Genomic DNA, 17,932 nt, shown 5'->3' on the forward strand with positions numbered 1-17,932 from the left:
CGCACCCGTCCGACTTATACTCATGAGAATAATCGTGTCGGTCAATTTCTAAGGAGAGCTGCAGTTGGCCACGAAAGACCAGGAAGGCGCGGGTGTGGACCCCGTCGCTCTGTTGACGGAGGAGACCGAGGTGGTCACCGAGGCGCTCGATCGCTGGGCGGCCGTCAGCGGGGAGCGGCGGTTCCTGTTCGACGGTGACCGCGACGTGGAATGGACGTACCGGCGGTTCGCGGACGCGACCGACTCGATCGCGGGGAATCTCGCCGCCTTCGGGATCGGGCAGGGGGATCGCGTCAGCGTCTTCCTCGAGGACTCCGTGACGACGATCCTCTGGATGTTCGGCATCTGGAAGTCCGGCGCGGTGTACTGCCCGATCAATCCCGCGTACACGGGAAGCCTGCTGAGCTACCAGCTCGAGGACACGAGCCCCGGCCTAGTGGTGACCGAGTCGTCCCTGGTCGAGCGGGTGGCGGACGTTCGGTCCGCGCTCGGGAAGGACGTCGCCGTCGTGCTGGCCGCGGTGGAGTCCGATGAGCTTGCGGCGTCGGCGTCCATCGAGGTCGTCGGCGGGGCCCGGTTCCTCGAGCCCGCGGCCGCACCGGTGCTCAGGATCGGCTACGCGGACACCGCCAACATCATCTACACCTCCGGCACCACGGGGCGCTCGAAGGGCGTGGTGCAGAGCCACCGGTGGATGAACCAGTACACGTTGCCGGCGCGCCGGCTCACGACCACCGAGGACGTGATCTACAGCGATCTCCCGATGTTCCACGTCGGCGCCGCGATGTACAACGTGGCCCGTGCGGCCTGGGCCGGCGCCTCGGTCGCGGTGTGGCGCAAGTTCAGTTCGTCGGAGTTCTGGAACCGCGTCGAGTCCTCGGGAGCCACGATCGCGACGTTGATGGGCGTCATGGTGCCCTGGCTGATGAACGCCCCGGCGCGGCCCGACGACCACGTGAACACGCTCAACAAGGTCCACATGCAGCCGCTGCCGAACGATCATCACGAGGTCGCACGCCGCTTCGGGTTCGACTACATCACCACCGGATTCGGTCAGACCGAGGCCGGCCTGGCGATGCTGGGCCTCATCGAGGAGTGCCGGCCGGGGGAGGGGACACCCGCGAGCCACTACCGCGGCCACACCCACGAGGAGCTCAACGAGCGCCTGCGGTCGATCGGCATACCGGTGATCGACGGGCGCACGATCGACGAGCGAGGGTTGATGGGCGGGCCGTCGCCCTTCATCGAGGCCGCGGTCCACGACCCCGAGGGCTACCCGTGCCCGCCGGGGGTCCCCGGTGAGCTCGTCGTGCGCCCGAAGGCACCGTCGGTGATCGCCGACGGGTACCTGCGCAAGCCCGAGTACACCGTGCAGGCCTGGCGGAACCTCTGGTTCCACACGGGAGACGCGGTGTGGCGGCGCGAGGACGGCATGTGGTTCTTCCTCGACCGGATGGGCGACCGGATCCGGCGCCGCGGCGAGAACATCTCCAGCCAGCATCTCGAGGAGCTCGTCGCCGAGTACCCGGGCGTGACCCTGGCCGCAGCCATGCCGATCCCCAGCGCCGACGGCTCCGAGGACGACATCGCGGTCTACGTCCAGGGCGACGACCTCGACGCCGACTCGATCCTCGAATGGGCCAGGACCAGCATCCCCGCGTTCATGTGCCCCAGCCGGATCATCGTCGCCGATTCTCTGCCGACCACCCCGACCGGCAAGATCCAGCGATTCAAACTCCGTGAGCGGTTGCTCGCGGACACCACCTCTGACCGTCAATGACGAGAACGGACACGACGAACCCCATGACATCCCCCTCCACCGGGGCTCCCCGCAGACTCATGGTCGCCGGGCTGCTCAGTAGTGCTCTCGAGTGGTACGACTTCTTCATCTACGGCACCGCGGCCGCACTCGTCTTCGGGAAGTTGTTCTTCCCCAACGTCTCCGGTCCGGTGGGCATCCTGGCATCGTTCGCCACCTTCTGGGCGGGGTTCATCGCGCGCCCGATCGGCGGCGTGATCCTCGGCTCGCTCGGTGATCGCATCGGACGCAAGCCCGTCCTGCTCATCAGCCTGGTCATGATGGCGAGCGCGACGATCCTCATCGGTATGCTCCCGACCGCCGCCACGGTCGGGATCCTCGCCCCGGTGCTGCTCGTGCTCCTCCGGTTCGCCCAGGGCATCGCCGTCGGCGGCCAGTGGGGCGGTGCGGTCCTGCTCCTGACCGAGAGTTCGGGGCCGCGGCATCGCGGCCAGGCCGGGACCTTCGGCCAGATGGGCGCGCCGCTGGGTTTCGTTCTCGGCAGCCTGGTCTTCATCCTCGTCAGCTTCTCGACGACGACCGCGCAGTTCCAGTCCTGGGGCTGGCGCATCCCGTTCCTGGCGAGCGTCCTGCTGGTGCCCATCGTGCTGTTCATCCACTACCGGATCGAGGACAGCCCCGAGTTCCGCAAGCTCAAGGAGTCGAAGGAGCAGACCACGACCGTCGAGGCGGCGCCGATGCGGGAAGTGGTGCGCAACAACCTGGGGCGTGTGCTCACCTGCGCGGGCCTGCTCTTCGCCTGCAACGCCATCTCGTACGTGATCATGACGGGTGTCCTCGCCTACGGCGTCAATCATCTCTCGATGAACCGGAGCGAACTGCTGACCGTTGCGCTGGTCGCCGCCGTCGGCATGATCGTCACGGTCTACTGCAGTGGTGCCGCCTCCGACCGCTACGGCCGCCGGCCGGTGATCATCGTGGGCGCGGTACTGGTCAGTCTGTGGACCTTCCCGTTCTTCTGGCTGGTCAACACCGCGAACATCTGGTTGGTGGGCGTCGCGTCGATCGTCGGTTTCGCCCTCGCCGGCATCACCTTCGGCCCGGTGGCGGCGTTCATCGCGGAGCTCTTCCCGCCCCGGCTGCGGTTCTCGGGTGCGACGCTCGCCTATCAGACGGCGGCGATCCTGGTCAGCGGATCGACGCCGTTCGTGATGACCGCCCTCATCGAGGCGACCGGCGGAACCGCCGCGGTGTCGGGATTCCTGTTGGCGATGGCGTTGGTGACGCTCTGTGCGGCCGTCGTGCTTCCGGAAACCCTCGACCGGAAGGGCGCAGGTGCGGTGGCGTCGTCCGCGACCGCACCCGGGGTGCACGACAGTGGGCAGGATTCGGCTCCATTGCCGTCGTGACACAGGCCTCCCGCTGGTTTATACTTATGCGTATAAACCAGCGGGAAGGTTTCGAAGATGGCGAGCAACGGACCGGTCGAGGTCGGCCTGCGTGGAAGCGTAGTCCGCGATCCCGAGCATCGGGAGAACCAGCGTCGCGAAATCCTCAAGGCGGCGGCGCGGGTGTTCGCGCGGAAGGGATACGAGTCCAGCACCATGGTGGACATCGCCAACGAGATGGGCGTCAGCAAGGGGATCCTCTACTACCAGTTCCGCAGTAAGCAGGAACTGATCGTGGCCACCCGCGTCGCCGCCTCCGGCGCGGCCCTGCATCGGCTCGAAGAGATCGTCGCGAGGCCGGACTCGGTGGTCGACAGGATGGCGGCCGCGCTGAAGAACCTGATCGAATCGAACTTCGACGAGCTCGCCCGGCACGTCATCCTGATCGCCACCAACTTCGGCCTCGACGAGGAGCACGCGGCGGAAGTCCGCCGCACCGAACGCGAGTACGAGCGCCTGATCCGGGATCTCCTGACCGAGGGGATCGCCGACGGCTCGTTCGTCGACGCCGACACCCGCCTGACCACCTTCACATTGATCCGCGGGGCCCAGACCCCGGCCATCTGGTACCGCCCCGACCGCGGTCTCACCCAGGACGAGGTCGTGGTCGGACTGACCGATCAGCTCATGCGCAGCATTCTCGCCCCGGCGCTCCCCGCCGGGGCCTCCGATACACCGTAAGGACCTTCACCGCCATGACCGAAGCAGCACGGGTACTCATCGCCAACCGGGGCGAGATAGCGATCCGCATCGTTCGCGCGATCCACGAGACCGGAGGTGCCGCGATCGCGGTGCACCCGGCGGACGACGAGGACTCGTTGCACGTCCGGACCGCGGACGAGGCCGTGCTGCTCCCCGGCGCCGGCACCGCCGCGTATCTGGACATCGAGGCCGTGGTCGCCGCGGCGGTGGCCGCGGGGGCGCGAGCGGTGCATCCGGGCTACGGGTTCCTCAGCGAGAACGCCGACTTCGCCCGTCGATGCGCGGCGGCGGGCCTGACGTTCATCGGCCCCGCGCCGGAGACGCTGGACCTGTTCGGCGACAAGGCGCGGGCCCGTGACTACGCGATCGAGCGCGGCGTGCCCGTGCTGCCCGGCACCACGACGGCGACGTCGCTCGACGAGGCGCAGAGCTTCGCGGCCCGACACGGTGCGGTGATGGTCAAGGCCCTCGCCGGTGGCGGCGGCCGGGGGATGCGAGCGGTTCTCGACCCCGCCTCCCTGCCGGACGCGTACGCCGAGGCGAGTGCCGAGGCGCTCCGCGCCTTCGGGGCGGGCGAGGTCTACGTCGAGAAGCTGCTGACCGCGCCCCAGCACATCGAGGTGCAGATCCTCGGCGACGGCACGGGCGCGGTCATCGCGCTCGGCGAGCGCGACTGCAGCATCCAACGCCGGCACCAGAAGCTGGTCGAGGTGGCCCCGAGCCCCTGGCTCGACGAGGCCCTGCGCGCCCGTCTGGTCGAGGCCGCGACGACCCTGGCGAAGGGCGTCTCGTACTCCGGCCTCGGTACCTTCGAGTTCCTCGTCGAAGGCGGCGAGTTCTGGTTCATGGAGGCCAATCCGCGCGTTCAGGTCGAACACACCGTGACCGAGGAGGTCACCGGCGTGGACCTGGTCGCGGCGCAGCTGGCGGTCGCCGGCGGAGCGACCCTCGAGAACCTGGGCCTGACCGAGCCCCCCGCGCCGCGTGGTGTCGCGATCCAGGTCCGGGTCAACGCGGAGACGCTCGGTCCGGACGGTGCCCCGGCCCCCAGCGCGGGTCTGCTGCGCCGCTTCGAGATGCCCTCCGGTCCCGGGGTGCGCGTCGATACCTACGGCTACCGGGGTTACCGCACCAGTCCGCGCTACGACTCCCTGCTCGCGAAGGTGATCGTGCACGGCGAGGACCTCGCGCGGGCGAGCGCGCGTACGGTCGGGGCGCTGGAGGAACTCGCGATCGACGGTGTCGCCACGAACGCCGATCTGTTGCACGGGATCGTCTCCTCGGACGGGTTCCGGACGGCTCCGTGGGACACCGGATTCATGGCGCGCAACATCGACGCGCTGGCCGGGCACGCGCGGCCGGCCGGTGCCCACGAAGGTGACGAGGGCGGCGAGGGCGAGCAGGTCCTCGTCGACCTACCGGAGGGCGCGATCGCCGTGACGGCCCCCATGCCGGGAGTCGTCCTGAGCATCGCCGTGGCCGCCGGCGACGTCGTCGGCGCGGGCGGGATCGTCGCCGTGGTGGAGGCGATGAAGATGGAGGTCGCCGTCCGCGCGGAGAGCCCGCTCCGCGTCGAGAAGATACTGACCCAGGTGGGTGACCTGATCGAGGCCGGGTCGGTGCTCGCCTACGGTTCGGCGGCGGACGCGACGGACAGCGCGACGGCGCACTCGCCGCAGACCGAGGAGCGCGACGACTGGTCGCAGGAGGTCGCGGAGATCGACCGGCGCCGGCGTGCCGCGCTCGGCATGGGCGGTCCCGACAAGGTGGCCAGGCAGCACGCGAACGGCAAGCTCGATGCGCGAGCACGGGTCGAGGCGATCAGCGATCCCGGAACCTTCATCGAGATCGGGGCCCTCGCCGGATTCACGGCTCACGGCGACGGTGACGAGCCCGAGTTCACCCCCGCCAACTTCGTCGCGGGCACCGCGAAGATCGACGGCCGCAAGGTGGTCCTGGGCGTCGACGACTTCACGCTGCGCGCCGGCTCCGGAGACGCGGCGATCCACGACAAACAGATCTTCGCCGAGCGCTACGCGAACGAGATGCGCCTGCCCGTCGTGCGCCTCCTGGACGGGGCGAGCGGAGGCGGATCCGTGAAGATGATCGCCGAGGCGGGCTACACCTACGTGCCGGTCAATCCGGGCTGGGACGCGGTCGTCGACAACCTGTCGACGGTTCCGGTGGTATCCGCCGGCCTGGGCCCCGTCGTCGGTCTCGGTGCGGCGCGGATGGTCATGTCGCACTTGGCGATCCTCGTCGAGGGCGTGGGGCAGATGTTCACGGCCGGGCCGCCCATCGTGCTCGGCGGAACCGGGGAGCGCCTGACGAAGGAGGAACTCGGTGGTGCCGGTGTCCACCGGGACAACGGCGCCGTCGAACGGATCGTCGCGGACGAGGAGGCCGCGTTCGCGGTGATCCGCGCGTTCCTGTCCTACCTGCCGCGGAGCGTGTACGAACTACCCCCGGTGACGGCGTCGTCCGACGCGCCGGATCGCCGGGAGGAGTACCTGCTCGGCGCCGTTCCCCGTAATCCGCGGCGCGCCTACGACGTCACCGCGATCCTGGACGCGGTCTTCGACGCGGGCTCCGTGTTCCGGTACGCGGAGTACGGCGGGGGCACCGTGACGGCTCTGGCTCGGCTGGACGGCCACCCCGTCGGCGTGATCGCGGCCGACCCGGAGCTCGGCGCGACGATGTCCACCGAGGGGGCGCTGGCGGTCACCCGGCTGGTCGACCTCTGCGAGACCTTCCACCTGCCGATCGTCAGCCTGACGGACCAGGCGGGGATGACGATCGGCTCCGCCGCCGAGCGCGACGCGACGATCCGGCACGGAGCCCGCGCCATCACGGCCGTCTACCAGGCCCGTGTGCCGCAGGCGGAACTCATCGTGCGGCGCGTCTTCGGCGTCGGCGGCGCCGGCATCATCAACCGGCACCGGGCCGGACGGAGTTGGGCGTGGCCGTCGGGCACATGGGGCTCGCTCCCGTCGCGCGGCGGGATCGAGGCCGCGTTCCGATCGCAGATCGAGCGGGCCGACGACCCGGCTGCGGAGCTCGCGCGCCTGTCCGCGGAACTGGAGGCGGTCTCCTCGCCCCTGCGGACCGCGGAGCGGTTCGGCGTGCAGGACATGATCGACCCCCGCGACAGCCGGCCTCTGCTGTGCGACTGGGTCCACGACGCGTACCGACTGCTCCCCGACAAGCTCGGAAGGCCGGCCTTCGGTACGCGGCCCTGAGCCCGGCCGGCGGGTGCAGCTGAGCCCGGCCGGCGGCGGGTGGCGCGGTGACCGGGGCTCGGTAACAACTCCGTAACCGGAGGTGTTCACCGCGCCCGGACCGGTTACACACGGGCAACACGGGCGCCTCGGCTGGGAAACCACGGGCACAGAAGCTGTTCTCACTCGCGCCGCAAAGGCGGCGCGCCCGAGGAGGTTTCGCCGTGCTCTTGGCTTCAGTACCCGACGAATTGTTCGGGAAAGTGGACACCGGTACCACCGCGTGGATGCTGATGTCCGCCGCGCTGGTGCTGCTCATGACACCCGCGCTCGCGTTCTTCTACGGCGGGCTCTCCCGCCAGAAGTCCGTGCTCAACATGATGATGATGTCGATCGGCTCGCTGGGCGTCGTCTCCGTGATCTACGTGCTGTGGGGCTACTCGACGTCGTTCTCCGGCGAGGGCAACTACCTCGGCCTGTTCGACAACCCGCTCAAGTACTTCGGCCTGAACCAGCTGACGGAGACGAAGACCTCCGGCTCGGACACGCTCGTGGTGCTCAACGCCGCAGGCAGCGGCCTTCCGGCGATCGTCTTCGCCGGGTTCCAGCTGACCTTCGCCGTGATCACCGTCGCGCTGATCTCGGGCGCTCTGGCCGAGCGCGTGAAGTTCGGGACGTGGCTGGTGTTCACGGCCGTCTGGACCACGATCGTCTACCTGCCGCTCGCCCACATGGTGTGGGGCGGCGGCCTGCTCTCCGGCGCTGAGGGCGGCATCGCCGCCAAGCTGTTCGGCACCACCGACGGCCACGCCACCGTGGCGCCGATCGACTTCGCCGGCGGCACCGTCGTGCACATCAACGCAGGTATCGCCGGTCTCGTGCTCGCGATCATCGTCGGCAAGCGTCTCGGCTTCGGCAAGCACTCGTACCGTCCGCACAACATCCCGTTCGTGATGCTCGGTGCCGCGCTGCTGTGGTTCGGCTGGTTCGGCTTCAACGCCGGCTCGGCGGGTACCGCCAACGCCACCGCCGGCCTCGCCTGGATCAACACGACCGCCGCGACCGCCGCCGCGATGCTCGGCTGGCTCGCCGTGGAGAAGTTCCGCGACGGCCACGCCACCACCGTCGGTGCTGCGTCGGGCGTCGTCGCCGGCCTGGTCGCGATCACCCCGGCCTGCGCGAACGTGACCCCTGTGGGTGCGCTCATCCTGGGCGTCGTGGCAGGTGTGGCCGCCGCCTTCGGTGTGGGCCTGAAGTCGAAGTTCGGCTTCGACGACTCGCTCGACGTGGTCGGCGTGCACCTGGTGGCCGGCGTGATCGGCACCGTCGCCCTGGGCTTCCTGGCCAAGGACACCGGCCTGTTCTACGGCGGCGACTACAAGCAGTTGGTGGTGCAGGTGGTCATCGCGGCCGCCGCCCTGGCGTTCACGGCGGTCCTCACCGTGGTCATCGCCTTCGCGCTCAAGCCGCTCGGCTGGCGCGTCGACAAGGAGGGCGAGGCCGACGGCATCGACAACTCCGAGCACGCTGAAACGGCGTACGACCTGGTCTGAGGCGACCGGAACTAAGCTGGATCCGTCCACCGACCCACAGAAGGAAACTCTTATGAAGCTGGTCACCGCGATCGTCAAGCCCTTCACGCTCGAGGACGTGAAGGCGGGCCTCGAACAGGCCGGGATCCTCGGGATGACCGTCAGCGAGGTGCAGGGCTACGGCCGGCAGAAGGGGCACACCGAGGTGTACCGCGGCGCCGAGTACTCCGTGGACTTCGTGCCGAAGGTCCGCATCGAGGTGGTGGTCGACGATGCCGTCGTCGACAGCGTCGTCGATGTGATCGTCGCCGGTGCCCGCACCGGCAAGATCGGTGACGGCAAGGTCTGGGTCACCCCCGTCGAGTCCGTCGTGCGCGTGCGCACCGGCGAACGCGGCAACGAGGCCCTGTAGAGCGCCGAATGACGATGCCGGACAGGGCGACCGCGCCGCACAGGGAGAGCGCACCGGAGGCCGTGCCGGGCGGGGCGAAGGAACTCGTCGCCGCCCGGGCCCGGCTGCTCGACCGCGCGGCGGGGCACCACCGCCTCGACCCCGCGGCGCTGCGCGGCGCGCTCGCCGATCTGGCGGAGGTATGGCTGACCACCCACGGGACGGCCGCCGGGATCGGGCCCGACAGCGGGCTCGCCCTCGTCGCCGTGGGCGGTCTCGGCCGGAGGGAGCTGCTCCCGCACAGCGACTTCGACCTGCTCCTCGTGCACGACGACGGGCTCGACCCCGCGCACGTCACGGCGGTCGCGGAGAGCATCTGGTATCCGCTGTGGGACGCGCACATCAAGCTCGACCACAGCGTCCGCACGGTGCCCGAGGCGGTCCGCGTCGCCCGGTCCGATCTCACCGCGGCGCTGGGACTGCTCGACGCCCGGCACATCGTCGGCGACGAGGAGATCACCAACCTGCTGATCAGCGGCGTGCGCAGGCAGTGGCGCGCCGATATCCGCACCCGCGTCGACGATCTCGCCGACCAGGCCCGCGAGCGGTGGCGCCGCTCGGGGGAGATCGCCCACCGCGCCGAGCCCGACCTCAAGAACGGCCGGGGCGGCATGCGCGACGTCCAGCTGCTGCAGGCGCTCTCGCTCGCCCAGCTCGCCGACGGGATCCCGACACCGTCGGCGACCCCGGGCGGAACCACGGGCAACGACCTGGCCGCGGCCTACGGGCGTCTGCTCGACGTGCGCACCGAGCTGCACCGCATCTCGGGCCGCGCCCGCGATGCGGTGCGCGCGCAGGAGGCCGACGAGATCGGTGCCGCCCTGCGCCTCGGCGACCGGTTCGACCTCGCCCGCACCATCAGCGACAGCGGCCGCACCGTCGCCTACGCCGTGGACGTGGGCATCCGGACGGCGCAGAACGCCGTGCCCCGCCGCGGATTCGCGCGGCTCCGGCGCCCGCCGGTGCGCCGGCCCCTCGCCGAGGGCGTCGTCGAGCACGCCGGCGAGGTGACCCTCGCCCGGGACGCCCGCCCCGACCGCGACTCGGGGCTGACGGTGCGCGTGGCCGCTGCGGCCGCCGCGTCCGGGCTGCCCCTGTCGGCGTCCACCCTGGGCCGCCTCGCCGAGGTCGCCCCCGCTCCGCGCAGCCCCTGGCCCGCGGAGACCGTCGCCGACCTGCTCGCGCTGCTCGGCGCGGGGCGCGGCGCGGTGCCCGTGATCGAGGCCCTCGACCGCACCGGCCTGTGGGGCCGGCTGCTGCCGGAGTGGGGCGCCGTCCGGGATCTGCCGCCGCGCGACGCCGTGCACACCTGGACCGTCGACCGGCACCTGATGGAGACCGCGGCCCACGCGGCCACTCGCGCCACCGACGTGGCCCGCCCCGACCTGCTCGTCCTCGGTGCGCTGCTGCACGACCTGGGCAAGGGGCGCGGCGGCGACCACAGCGTGATCGGCGCCGAACTCGCCGAGGCCATCGCGGCCCGGCTCGGGCTCTCCGCGGCCGACACCGAGCTCCTCGCCGCGATGGTGCGGCACCACCTGCTGCTCCCGGCCGTCGCGACCCGTCGCGACCTGGACGATCCCGCCACCATCGAGATGGTCGCGGACAAGGTCGGCCGCGATCCGGTCCTGCTGGAACTGCTGCACGCCCTCGCCGAGGCGGACTCGCTCGCGACCGGGCCCGGGGTCTGGGGCGAATGGAAGTCGCGGCTCATCGGCGAGCTGGTCCGGCGGACCAGCCGCGTGCTGGCGGGGGAGCCGGCGCCGCAGCCCGCGCCCGTGCCCGACGACGTCGCGGCGCTCGCCGCCGCGGGCGGCACCCACGTGAAGATCACGCCGGCGACCGCGCTCGGCCCGCACACCTTCACCGTGGTCGTCGTCGGACCCGACCGCCGCGGCGTGCTCGCCCGGATGGCCGCGGTGCTCGCCCTCGCCGGCCTGCGGGTGCAGAGCGCTACCGTCGCCGGGGTGGGGGAGTCCGCCGTGAACACCTTCCTGGTGGTTCCCACCTTCGGCGACCCGCCCGATCCCGCGCTGGTGCGGCAGCGGCTCCTCGCCGCCTTCGACGGGGCCGACGTGCTCGCCGAGCTCCGCGACCGCGAGCGTGCGGCGAAGGCCCCCGTCGACGGGAGTGCCGCCGCGCCCCCGCTGCGGGTGGCGGCTCCGCCGCGCCTGCGCTGGTTCGACGAGGCCCCCGGCACCGTCGTCCTCGAGGTCCGCGCCGGGGACACTCCGGGCCTGCTCGCGCGGGTCGCCGGGGCGCTCGACGACGCGGGGATCGACGTGCGCTGGGCCAGGGTGGCCACGCTCGGCGCGACCGCGGTCGACGTCTTCTGCCTCAGCGACCCCGGCGATGGTGCCGCGCTCCGGGCGAGCGCCGAGGAGGCGGTGCTGGCCGTCCTGCCGGAAGCCGTGCCGCCCGCACCACCGGAGGACGGGCAGACGCAGGGCTTTCGGTAGGCTGAGGCAATGTTCGAATCCCTCTCCGATCGGCTCACCGGCGCGCTCAAGGACCTGCGCGGCAAGGGCCGGCTGACCGACGCCGACATCGACTCGACGGCCCGCGAGATCCGGCTCGCGCTGCTCGAGGCCGACGTCGCGCTGCCCGTCGTCCGCGCCTTCGTTGCGCGGGTCAAGGAGCGGGCCAAGGGGCACGAGGTCTCGGCCGCGCTCAACCCGGCGCAGCAGATCGTCAAGATCGTCAACGAGGAGCTCGTCGGGATCCTCGGCGGCGAGACCCGCCGCCTGAACCTGGCGAAGACCCCGCCGACGGTGATCATGCTCGCCGGCCTGCAGGGCGCGGGTAAGACGACGCTCGCCGGCAAGCTCGCGCACTTCCTCAAGAAGCAGGGGCACACGCCCATGCTCGTGGCCTGTGACCTGCAGCGTCCCGGCGCCGTCGACCAGCTCAAGATCGTCGGCGAGCGCGCGGGCGTGCCCACCTACGCGCCGCACCCCGGCACCTCCGTCGGCGGCGAGGGCACGCTCGGCGTCAGTGCCGCGGACCCCGTCGAGGTCGCGCGCGGCGGCATCGCCGAGGCGAAGGCCAAGCAGCACGACGTGGTCATCGTCGACACCGCCGGCCGCCTCGGCATCGACGAGGAGCTCATGGGCCAGGCCCGGGCGATCCGCGACGCCGTGGATCCCGACGAGGTCCTCTTCGTCCTCGACGCCATGATCGGCCAGGACGCGGTGACCACCGCCCAGGCCTTCGCCGACGGCGTCGACTTCACCGGCGTGGTGCTCACCAAGCTCGACGGCGACGCCCGCGGCGGCGCCGCGCTGTCGGTCCGGGAGATCACCGGCAAGCCGATCCTGTTCGCGTCCACCGGCGAGAAGCTCGACGACTTCGACGTCTTCCACCCGGACCGGATGAGCTCGCGGATCCTCGGCATGGGCGATGTGCTCTCGCTCATCGAGCAGGCCGAGCAGCACATGGACCAGCAGAAGGCGGAGGAGGCGGCCGCCAAGATCACCTCCGGCGAGCTGACCCTCGAGGACTTCCTCGACCAGATGCTGATGATCCGCAAGATGGGCCCCATCGGGAACCTGCTGGGTATGCTGCCCGGCGCGGGCCAGATGAAGGACGCCCTCGCCGCGGTCGACGACAGCCAGCTCGACCGGATCCAGGCCATCATCCGCGGCATGACGCCCGCCGAGCGCGCCGACCCGAAGATCATCAACGCCTCCCGCCGCCTGCGTATCGCCAAGGGTTCGGGCGTCACCGTCACCGAGGTCAACCAGCTGGTGGACCGGTTCTTCGAGGCGCGCAAGATGATGTCGCAGATGGCCGGCTTCGGCGGCGGCCCCAAGCGGCTGTCCAAGCGCAAGCAGAAGGGCAAGCAGGGCAAGAAGAACAACCGCGCCCGGCAGTCCGGGCCCTCGGCGCCGCGCATGGGCGGCGGCTTCCCGGGGATGCCCGGCCTGCCCGCCGGCATGGACCTCTCCGGCATGCCGCAGGGGCTCAACCAGCTGCCGCCCGGCCTCGAGGGGATCGACATGGCGGCCCTTGAGGAGCAGCTCCGGAAGAAGCGGTAGCCGGGTTACAGTGCGGGAATGAGCGATCTGCACTTCACCGGCGTCGTCCTGCCCGGCGGCGACGGCGAGTTCTGGGTGTCCGACGGTGCCGTGCACCTGTCGGATCCGGGCGGCTCCGCGACCGAGCTGCGCGGTTTCGCGGTTCCCGGGTACGTGGACGCGCACTGCCACGTCGGCATCGTCGCGGACGGTGAACCGGACCTGGTGCGTGGCCGCGCGCTGGCGCTCGAGGACGTCGCCGTGGGCGTCACCGTCATCCGTGAACCCGGCTCCGACCTCGACACCTCGCCGCTCGACGGGCAGCCGGGCCTACCGCGGTTCGTCCGGATGGGCCGGCACATCGCACTGGTCAAGAGGTACACGCGGGGACTCGGCGAGCAGCTCGACGATCCGTCGCAGCTCGTGGAGGCCGTCCGGCGCCGGGCGGCCGAGGGGCATCCGTGGATCAAGCTGGTCGGGGACTGGATCGACCGGTCCGTGGGGGATCTCGCGCCGCTCTGGCCCGACGACGTGCTCGCCGACGCGGTCGCGGTGGCCCACGACGCGGGCGCCCGGATCACCGCGCACGTCTTCGGCGAGGACGCGCTCCCCGGCCTGCTGGCCGCCGGGGTCGACGCGATCGAGCACGGCTCGGGGCTGACGGCCGACACCATCGAGACCATGGTCGAGAAGGGGATCGGGCTGGTGCCGACCATGATCCAGATCGAGAACTTCCCGTCGATCGCCGCCCCGGCGGAGGAGAAGTTCCCCACCTACCACCGCCACATGATGGCGCTGTACGACCGGCGGAAGGCCACCTTCCGCGCCGCCTGGGAGGCCGGCGTCGCCATGTACGCCGGCACCGACGCCGGGGGATTCAACGTGCACGGCGCCCTGCCCCGCGAGATCGAGGCGCTCGCCACCGTCATGCCGCCCGAGGAGGCCATCGCCGCCGCGTCGTGGCGCGCGCGGCAATGGCTCGGCTTCGCCGGCATCGACGACGGTGCCCCCGCCGACCTGGTGATCTACGACGAGGACCCGCGCGTCGCCCTCGCGCACGGGGGCCTGCCGGCACCGTCGGCCGTGGTGGTGCGGGGTGAGCTCGGCTGAGGTCGAGCACTGTTCCCTAGCGGGACGTGCAGCGCCACGGCGCGCCGTGCATTCCCCATGTCCACGGACGTAGGGAGGTGGCCGCCCCTCTAGGGGGAGCCGGCTGGGCGGCGCTTCGCCGGGCGGGGGCGGCCGACCCACCACTGCGCCTTCGGGGCGCGGCTCAGGAGTTCGACGATGCCGAGCGTGAGCACGATCGTCGCCACGTAGGCCACGGCCGTGCCGAACGGCGACGGGAGCACCGTCGTGAGCCAGGGCGAGCCATCGGCCGCGCGGGGGAGCAGCAGCGTCGACAGCACCATCACGTGCACCAGGAAGACGCCGAAGGAGCGTTGGGCGCCGTACGAGGCGAAGCGGGTCAGGCGGGGCAGACGGTGCCGGTGCCGCGCCAGCAGGAGGCCCACGGTGTAGACCGCCGCGACCAGCGCGACGTACAGCACGAAGTTCGCGGGCTGGAAGACGGCGGACGCCACGATCGGCGCCGTCTCGTCGTCCAACCGCACGCGGTAGAGGACCTGCGCGCCCACGGCCGTCAGGGCAGCGATCCCGAAGACCAGCGGCGCGTGCCGCAGGAGCACGCCCTCGATCCGCTCCCGGTGGAAGGCCGCGATCACGCCCAGCAGGATGAAGAACTGGTACGGGACGACGGTGGCGTACAGGTGCCAGAAGTTCTCGCCCCACCAGCCGGTGGTCGGGTTCCAGTAGGTGGCCGCCACGTAGATGCCCACCTGCAGTACGGCGCTGACCAGCAGGACGCGGCCGTGGTAGCGGCGAGTGCGCTCGACGAACGCGAAGATCAGCGGGAACAGCACATAGATCTGCAGCGTGACGAAGATGAAGTAGAGCTGGTAACCGTTGAGGCCGCCCCACTTGAGGTTGTTCCAGAAGTCGCCGAGGCTGTGCGGGATCCGGCCCGCCTCGCCCGCGACGATCATGTCGTACACCCAGTAGGCGAACGCCCAGAGCACGAACGGGGTGATCACCAGGGTCAGCCGCTTGCGCCAGAACTGCACCGGGCTCATCCGCGCACCGCGTTCGACGATCCCGTAGGCGAGCACCAGGCCGGTCAGCGCGAAGAAGGCGTTGCGCGTGAAGTGGAGGTTCATCGCGATCGCGTTCGTGACGGTGCCGTTGACCTCGTCGTTGGTATTGGTCAGCGTGTGGATGAAGACCACGAGGAGGAACGTGATGGTGCGGACGAAGTCGAGCTGGTGGAGGTAGCCGCCGCGCGACGGGGCGGCCGCCGCGTTCCCGGTGGCTACCGGGGACGTCGTGGGTCGATCCAGGTGCGTGGCCATGAGTTCGAGTCTGCAGTCCGTTCCTGCGAGGGGGCTGAACGCCGCCTGGCAGTGGTCTACACCGGGCTGACGGTGCACCGCGCAGGCGACAACGCGACGAAGTTTACCCGCTGGTAACCAGCGTGCCCCGCACCATCGGCTCATCAGTGGCGCGTGTCACGCGAGGGCGACCGTCCGATTTCCAGGCTACCGGGCGGGCGGCGGCGGTGCCCGCAGCCGCGTGTCCCGTCGCGGCCGCACGGCGATTTCGCGCGGCTCGCAGGGCATGGCAGAATGGACCGCTGCTGACCGGCAGCGGCTGAGATACCGCCCGGCGGTCACGCAACCAGACGGCAAAACCGGGTGCGCTCATCCTGACGCATCGCTGAATTGCACACGTGACTACACACCACGAGGAGACGCCACCATGGCTGTCAAGATCAAGCTCACGCGGCTCGGCAAGATCCGCAACCCCCAGTACCGCGTCGTGATCGCCGACTCGCGCACCCGCCGCAACGGCCGCGCGATCGAGTCGATCGGCAAGTACCACCCCAAGGAGGAGCCGTCGCTCATCGCGATCGACTCCGAGCGGGTCCAGTACTGGCTGGGCGTCGGCGCGCAGCCGACCGAGCCCGTGCTCGCCCTGCTGAAGATCACCGGTGACTGGCAGAAGTTCAAGGGCCTCCCGGGCGCCGAGGGCACCCTGAAGACCGCCCCCGAGAAGCCGTCCAAGCTGGACCTGTTCAACGCCGCGCTCGCCGAGGCCGATAAGGAGCCCTCCGCGGCCGCCACCACGCCCAAGAAGAAGGCGGAGAAGAAGGCCGACGAGGCTGACGCCGCCGCCGAGGCTCCGGCCGAGGGCGAGTAAATGAGCGCCGTCGTCGCCGATGCCGTCGAGCACCTCGTGCGCGGCATCGTGTCGAACCCGGACGACGTCCGCGTCGACCTGATCACCGGCCGTCGCGGCCGCGTCATCGAGGTCCACGTGAACCCGGACGATCTGGGCAAGGTGATCGGCCGCAGCGGCCGCACCGCCACCGCCCTGCGCACCCTCGTCACCGGCATCGGCGGCAAGGGCATCCGGATCGACGTCGTCGACACCGATCGGGTTCGCTGACGAAGATGGAGCTCGTGATCGGCCGCGTCGCCAAGTCGCACGGCATCCGCGGCGAGATCGTCGTGGAGGTGCGCACCGATTCCCCCGAGCTCCGCTTCGCGGACGGCGCCGTCCTCACCGGCCGGCCCCCCCGCGAGAAGCAGAACCGGACGTACACCGTGACGGCCTCCCGGAACCATTCCGGGAGGCTGTTGGTGCGCCTGCAGGGCGTGGACGACCGCACCGCCGCCGACGAACTGCGCGGCACCCTCTTCTACATCGACTCCGCCGACGTGGAGCCGAGCGACGATCCCGACGAGTTCTACGACCACGAGCTCGAGGGCCTCGCGGTCCGCACCGTCGGGGGCGAGGACGTGGGCACGATCGCCGAGGTCCTGCACCCGCCAGGCGGTGAGCTGCTGTCCGTCAAGGCTCCCGACGGCCGCGAGATCCTCATCCCCTTCGTCACCGCGATCGTCCCCGTCGTCGACGTGGCCGGGGGCTTCATCACCGTCGACCCGCCAGAGGGTCTCCTGGACCCCGAATAATGCGGATCGACGTCGTCACCATCTTCCCCGAGTACCTCGCGCCCCTGCGGCAGGCGCTGCTCGGGAAGGCCGTCGACAAGGGCCTGCTCGAGTTCGGCGTGCACGACCTGCGGGACTGGACCCACGACGTGCACAAGGCCGTCGACGACTCGCCCTACGGCGGCGGGCCGGGCATGGTCATGAAGCCCACCGTCTGGGGCCCGGCGCTCGACGACGTCTGCCCCGACGACGCCCTGCTCGTGGTCCCGACGCCCGCGGGTGTCCCGTTCACCCAGGCCATGGCCCACGAGTGGGCGCGCGAGGAGCACATCGTCTTCGCGTGCGGCCGCTACGAGGGCATCGACCAGCGCGTCATCGACGATGCCGCGCGGCGCGTGCGCGTGGTCGAGGTGTCCATCGGCGACTACGTGCTCATCGGGGGCGAGGTCGCCGTGCTCGTCATGGTCGAGGCCTTCGGCCGACTCATCCCCGGGGTGCTCGGCAACAAGCTCAGTCATCAGGACGACTCCTTCTCCGACGGTGCCGGCGGGCTCCTGGAGGGGCCCTCCTACACGCGCCCCGAGACCTGGCGCGACCTGACGGTGCCGCCCGTCCTGCTCTCGGGCGACCACGCCAAGGTCGCGCAGTGGCGCCGCGAGCAGTCCCTCGCGCGGACGGCGGAGCGTCGGCCGGACCTGCTGCCACCCGCGGAGGACTGACCCGGTCCGGTCGGACGCCGGGGCGATGTCGTCCGAATCGGCACGGGGATCGCACGGTCGCGGCATGATGGAGGGCG

General features: G+C 71.0%; 14 protein-coding genes. 13 read left to right on the forward strand and 1 reads right to left on the reverse strand.

Annotated elements, in window-relative coordinates:
* Window positions 1-94 precede the first annotated feature (94 nt).
* From AC21LY_RS20350 to AC21LY_RS20390, 9 genes are all read left to right on the forward strand, one after another.
* Window positions 95-1,780: a class I adenylate-forming enzyme family protein gene (locus AC21LY_RS20350; RefSeq protein ID WP_489048383.1), complete on the forward strand. Its 1,686-nt coding sequence runs from the start codon at window positions 95-97 to the stop codon at window positions 1,778-1,780.
* Window positions 1,781-1,803: 23 nt separating this feature from the next.
* Window positions 1,804-3,168, forward strand: coding sequence for an MFS transporter (locus AC21LY_RS20355; protein WP_489048384.1), 1,365 nt, complete (start codon window positions 1,804-1,806; stop codon window positions 3,166-3,168).
* Between the two features lie 57 nt (window positions 3,169-3,225).
* The gene (locus tag AC21LY_RS20360) at window positions 3,226-3,888 is read left to right on the forward strand and encodes a TetR/AcrR family transcriptional regulator (protein WP_489048385.1); all 663 of its coding nucleotides are present in this window, start codon (window positions 3,226-3,228) and stop codon (window positions 3,886-3,888) included.
* Window positions 3,889-3,902: 14 nt separating this feature from the next.
* Complete coding sequence (locus AC21LY_RS20365; RefSeq protein WP_489048386.1) at window positions 3,903-7,148, forward strand: carboxyl transferase domain-containing protein; 3,246 nt, start codon at window positions 3,903-3,905, stop codon at window positions 7,146-7,148.
* Between the two features lie 266 nt (window positions 7,149-7,414).
* Window positions 7,415-8,680 (forward strand): ammonium transporter, encoded by a 1,266-nt coding sequence (locus AC21LY_RS20370; protein ID WP_489048458.1) that lies wholly within the window; start codon window positions 7,415-7,417, stop codon window positions 8,678-8,680.
* Window positions 8,681-8,732: 52 nt separating this feature from the next.
* Window positions 8,733-9,071, forward strand: coding sequence for a P-II family nitrogen regulator (locus AC21LY_RS20375; protein WP_489048387.1), 339 nt, complete (start codon window positions 8,733-8,735; stop codon window positions 9,069-9,071).
* A 14-nt stretch (window positions 9,072-9,085) separates the two neighbouring features.
* The gene (locus AC21LY_RS20380; RefSeq protein WP_489048459.1) at window positions 9,086-11,569 is read left to right on the forward strand and encodes a [protein-PII] uridylyltransferase; all 2,484 of its coding nucleotides are present in this window, start codon (window positions 9,086-9,088) and stop codon (window positions 11,567-11,569) included.
* A gap of 9 nt (window positions 11,570-11,578) precedes the next feature.
* Window positions 11,579-13,147, forward strand: a complete 1,569-nt coding sequence (ffh, locus tag AC21LY_RS20385) for a signal recognition particle protein (protein WP_489048388.1) — start codon at window positions 11,579-11,581, stop codon at window positions 13,145-13,147.
* An 18-nt stretch (window positions 13,148-13,165) separates the two neighbouring features.
* Complete coding sequence (locus AC21LY_RS20390) at window positions 13,166-14,236, forward strand: amidohydrolase family protein (RefSeq protein WP_489048389.1); 1,071 nt, start codon at window positions 13,166-13,168, stop codon at window positions 14,234-14,236.
* 89 nt (window positions 14,237-14,325) lie between these two features.
* On the opposite strand, the gene AC21LY_RS20395 is transcribed toward AC21LY_RS20390, so the two are convergent.
* On the reverse strand, window positions 14,326-15,534 hold the full coding sequence (locus AC21LY_RS20395) for an acyltransferase (RefSeq protein ID WP_489048390.1): 1,209 nt from the start codon (window positions 15,532-15,534) through the stop codon (window positions 14,326-14,328).
* Window positions 15,535-15,940: 406 nt separating this feature from the next.
* Between AC21LY_RS20395 and rpsP the strand changes: the two genes are divergently transcribed.
* From rpsP to trmD, 4 genes are read left to right on the forward strand one after another with little or no spacing between them, the layout of a single operon-like run.
* Entirely contained in the window at window positions 15,941-16,381 is a 441-nt protein-coding gene (rpsP, locus tag AC21LY_RS20400) for a 30S ribosomal protein S16 (RefSeq protein ID WP_489048391.1), read from the forward strand.
* A complete protein-coding gene (locus tag AC21LY_RS20405) occupies window positions 16,382-16,630 on the forward strand; it encodes an RNA-binding protein (RefSeq protein WP_013126270.1) in 249 nt (82 codons plus the stop codon).
* 5 nt (window positions 16,631-16,635) lie between these two features.
* Complete coding sequence (rimM, locus tag AC21LY_RS20410; protein ID WP_489048392.1) at window positions 16,636-17,157, forward strand: ribosome maturation factor RimM; 522 nt, start codon at window positions 16,636-16,638, stop codon at window positions 17,155-17,157.
* The gene (gene trmD, locus AC21LY_RS20415) at window positions 17,157-17,855 is read left to right on the forward strand and encodes a tRNA (guanosine(37)-N1)-methyltransferase TrmD (RefSeq protein WP_489048393.1); all 699 of its coding nucleotides are present in this window, start codon (window positions 17,157-17,159) and stop codon (window positions 17,853-17,855) included. Before rimM ends, trmD begins: the two co-directional genes overlap by 1 nt.
* Window positions 17,856-17,932 lie beyond the last annotated feature (77 nt).

The sequence above is a fragment of the Tsukamurella sp. II2bb genome, from assembly GCF_057815145.1.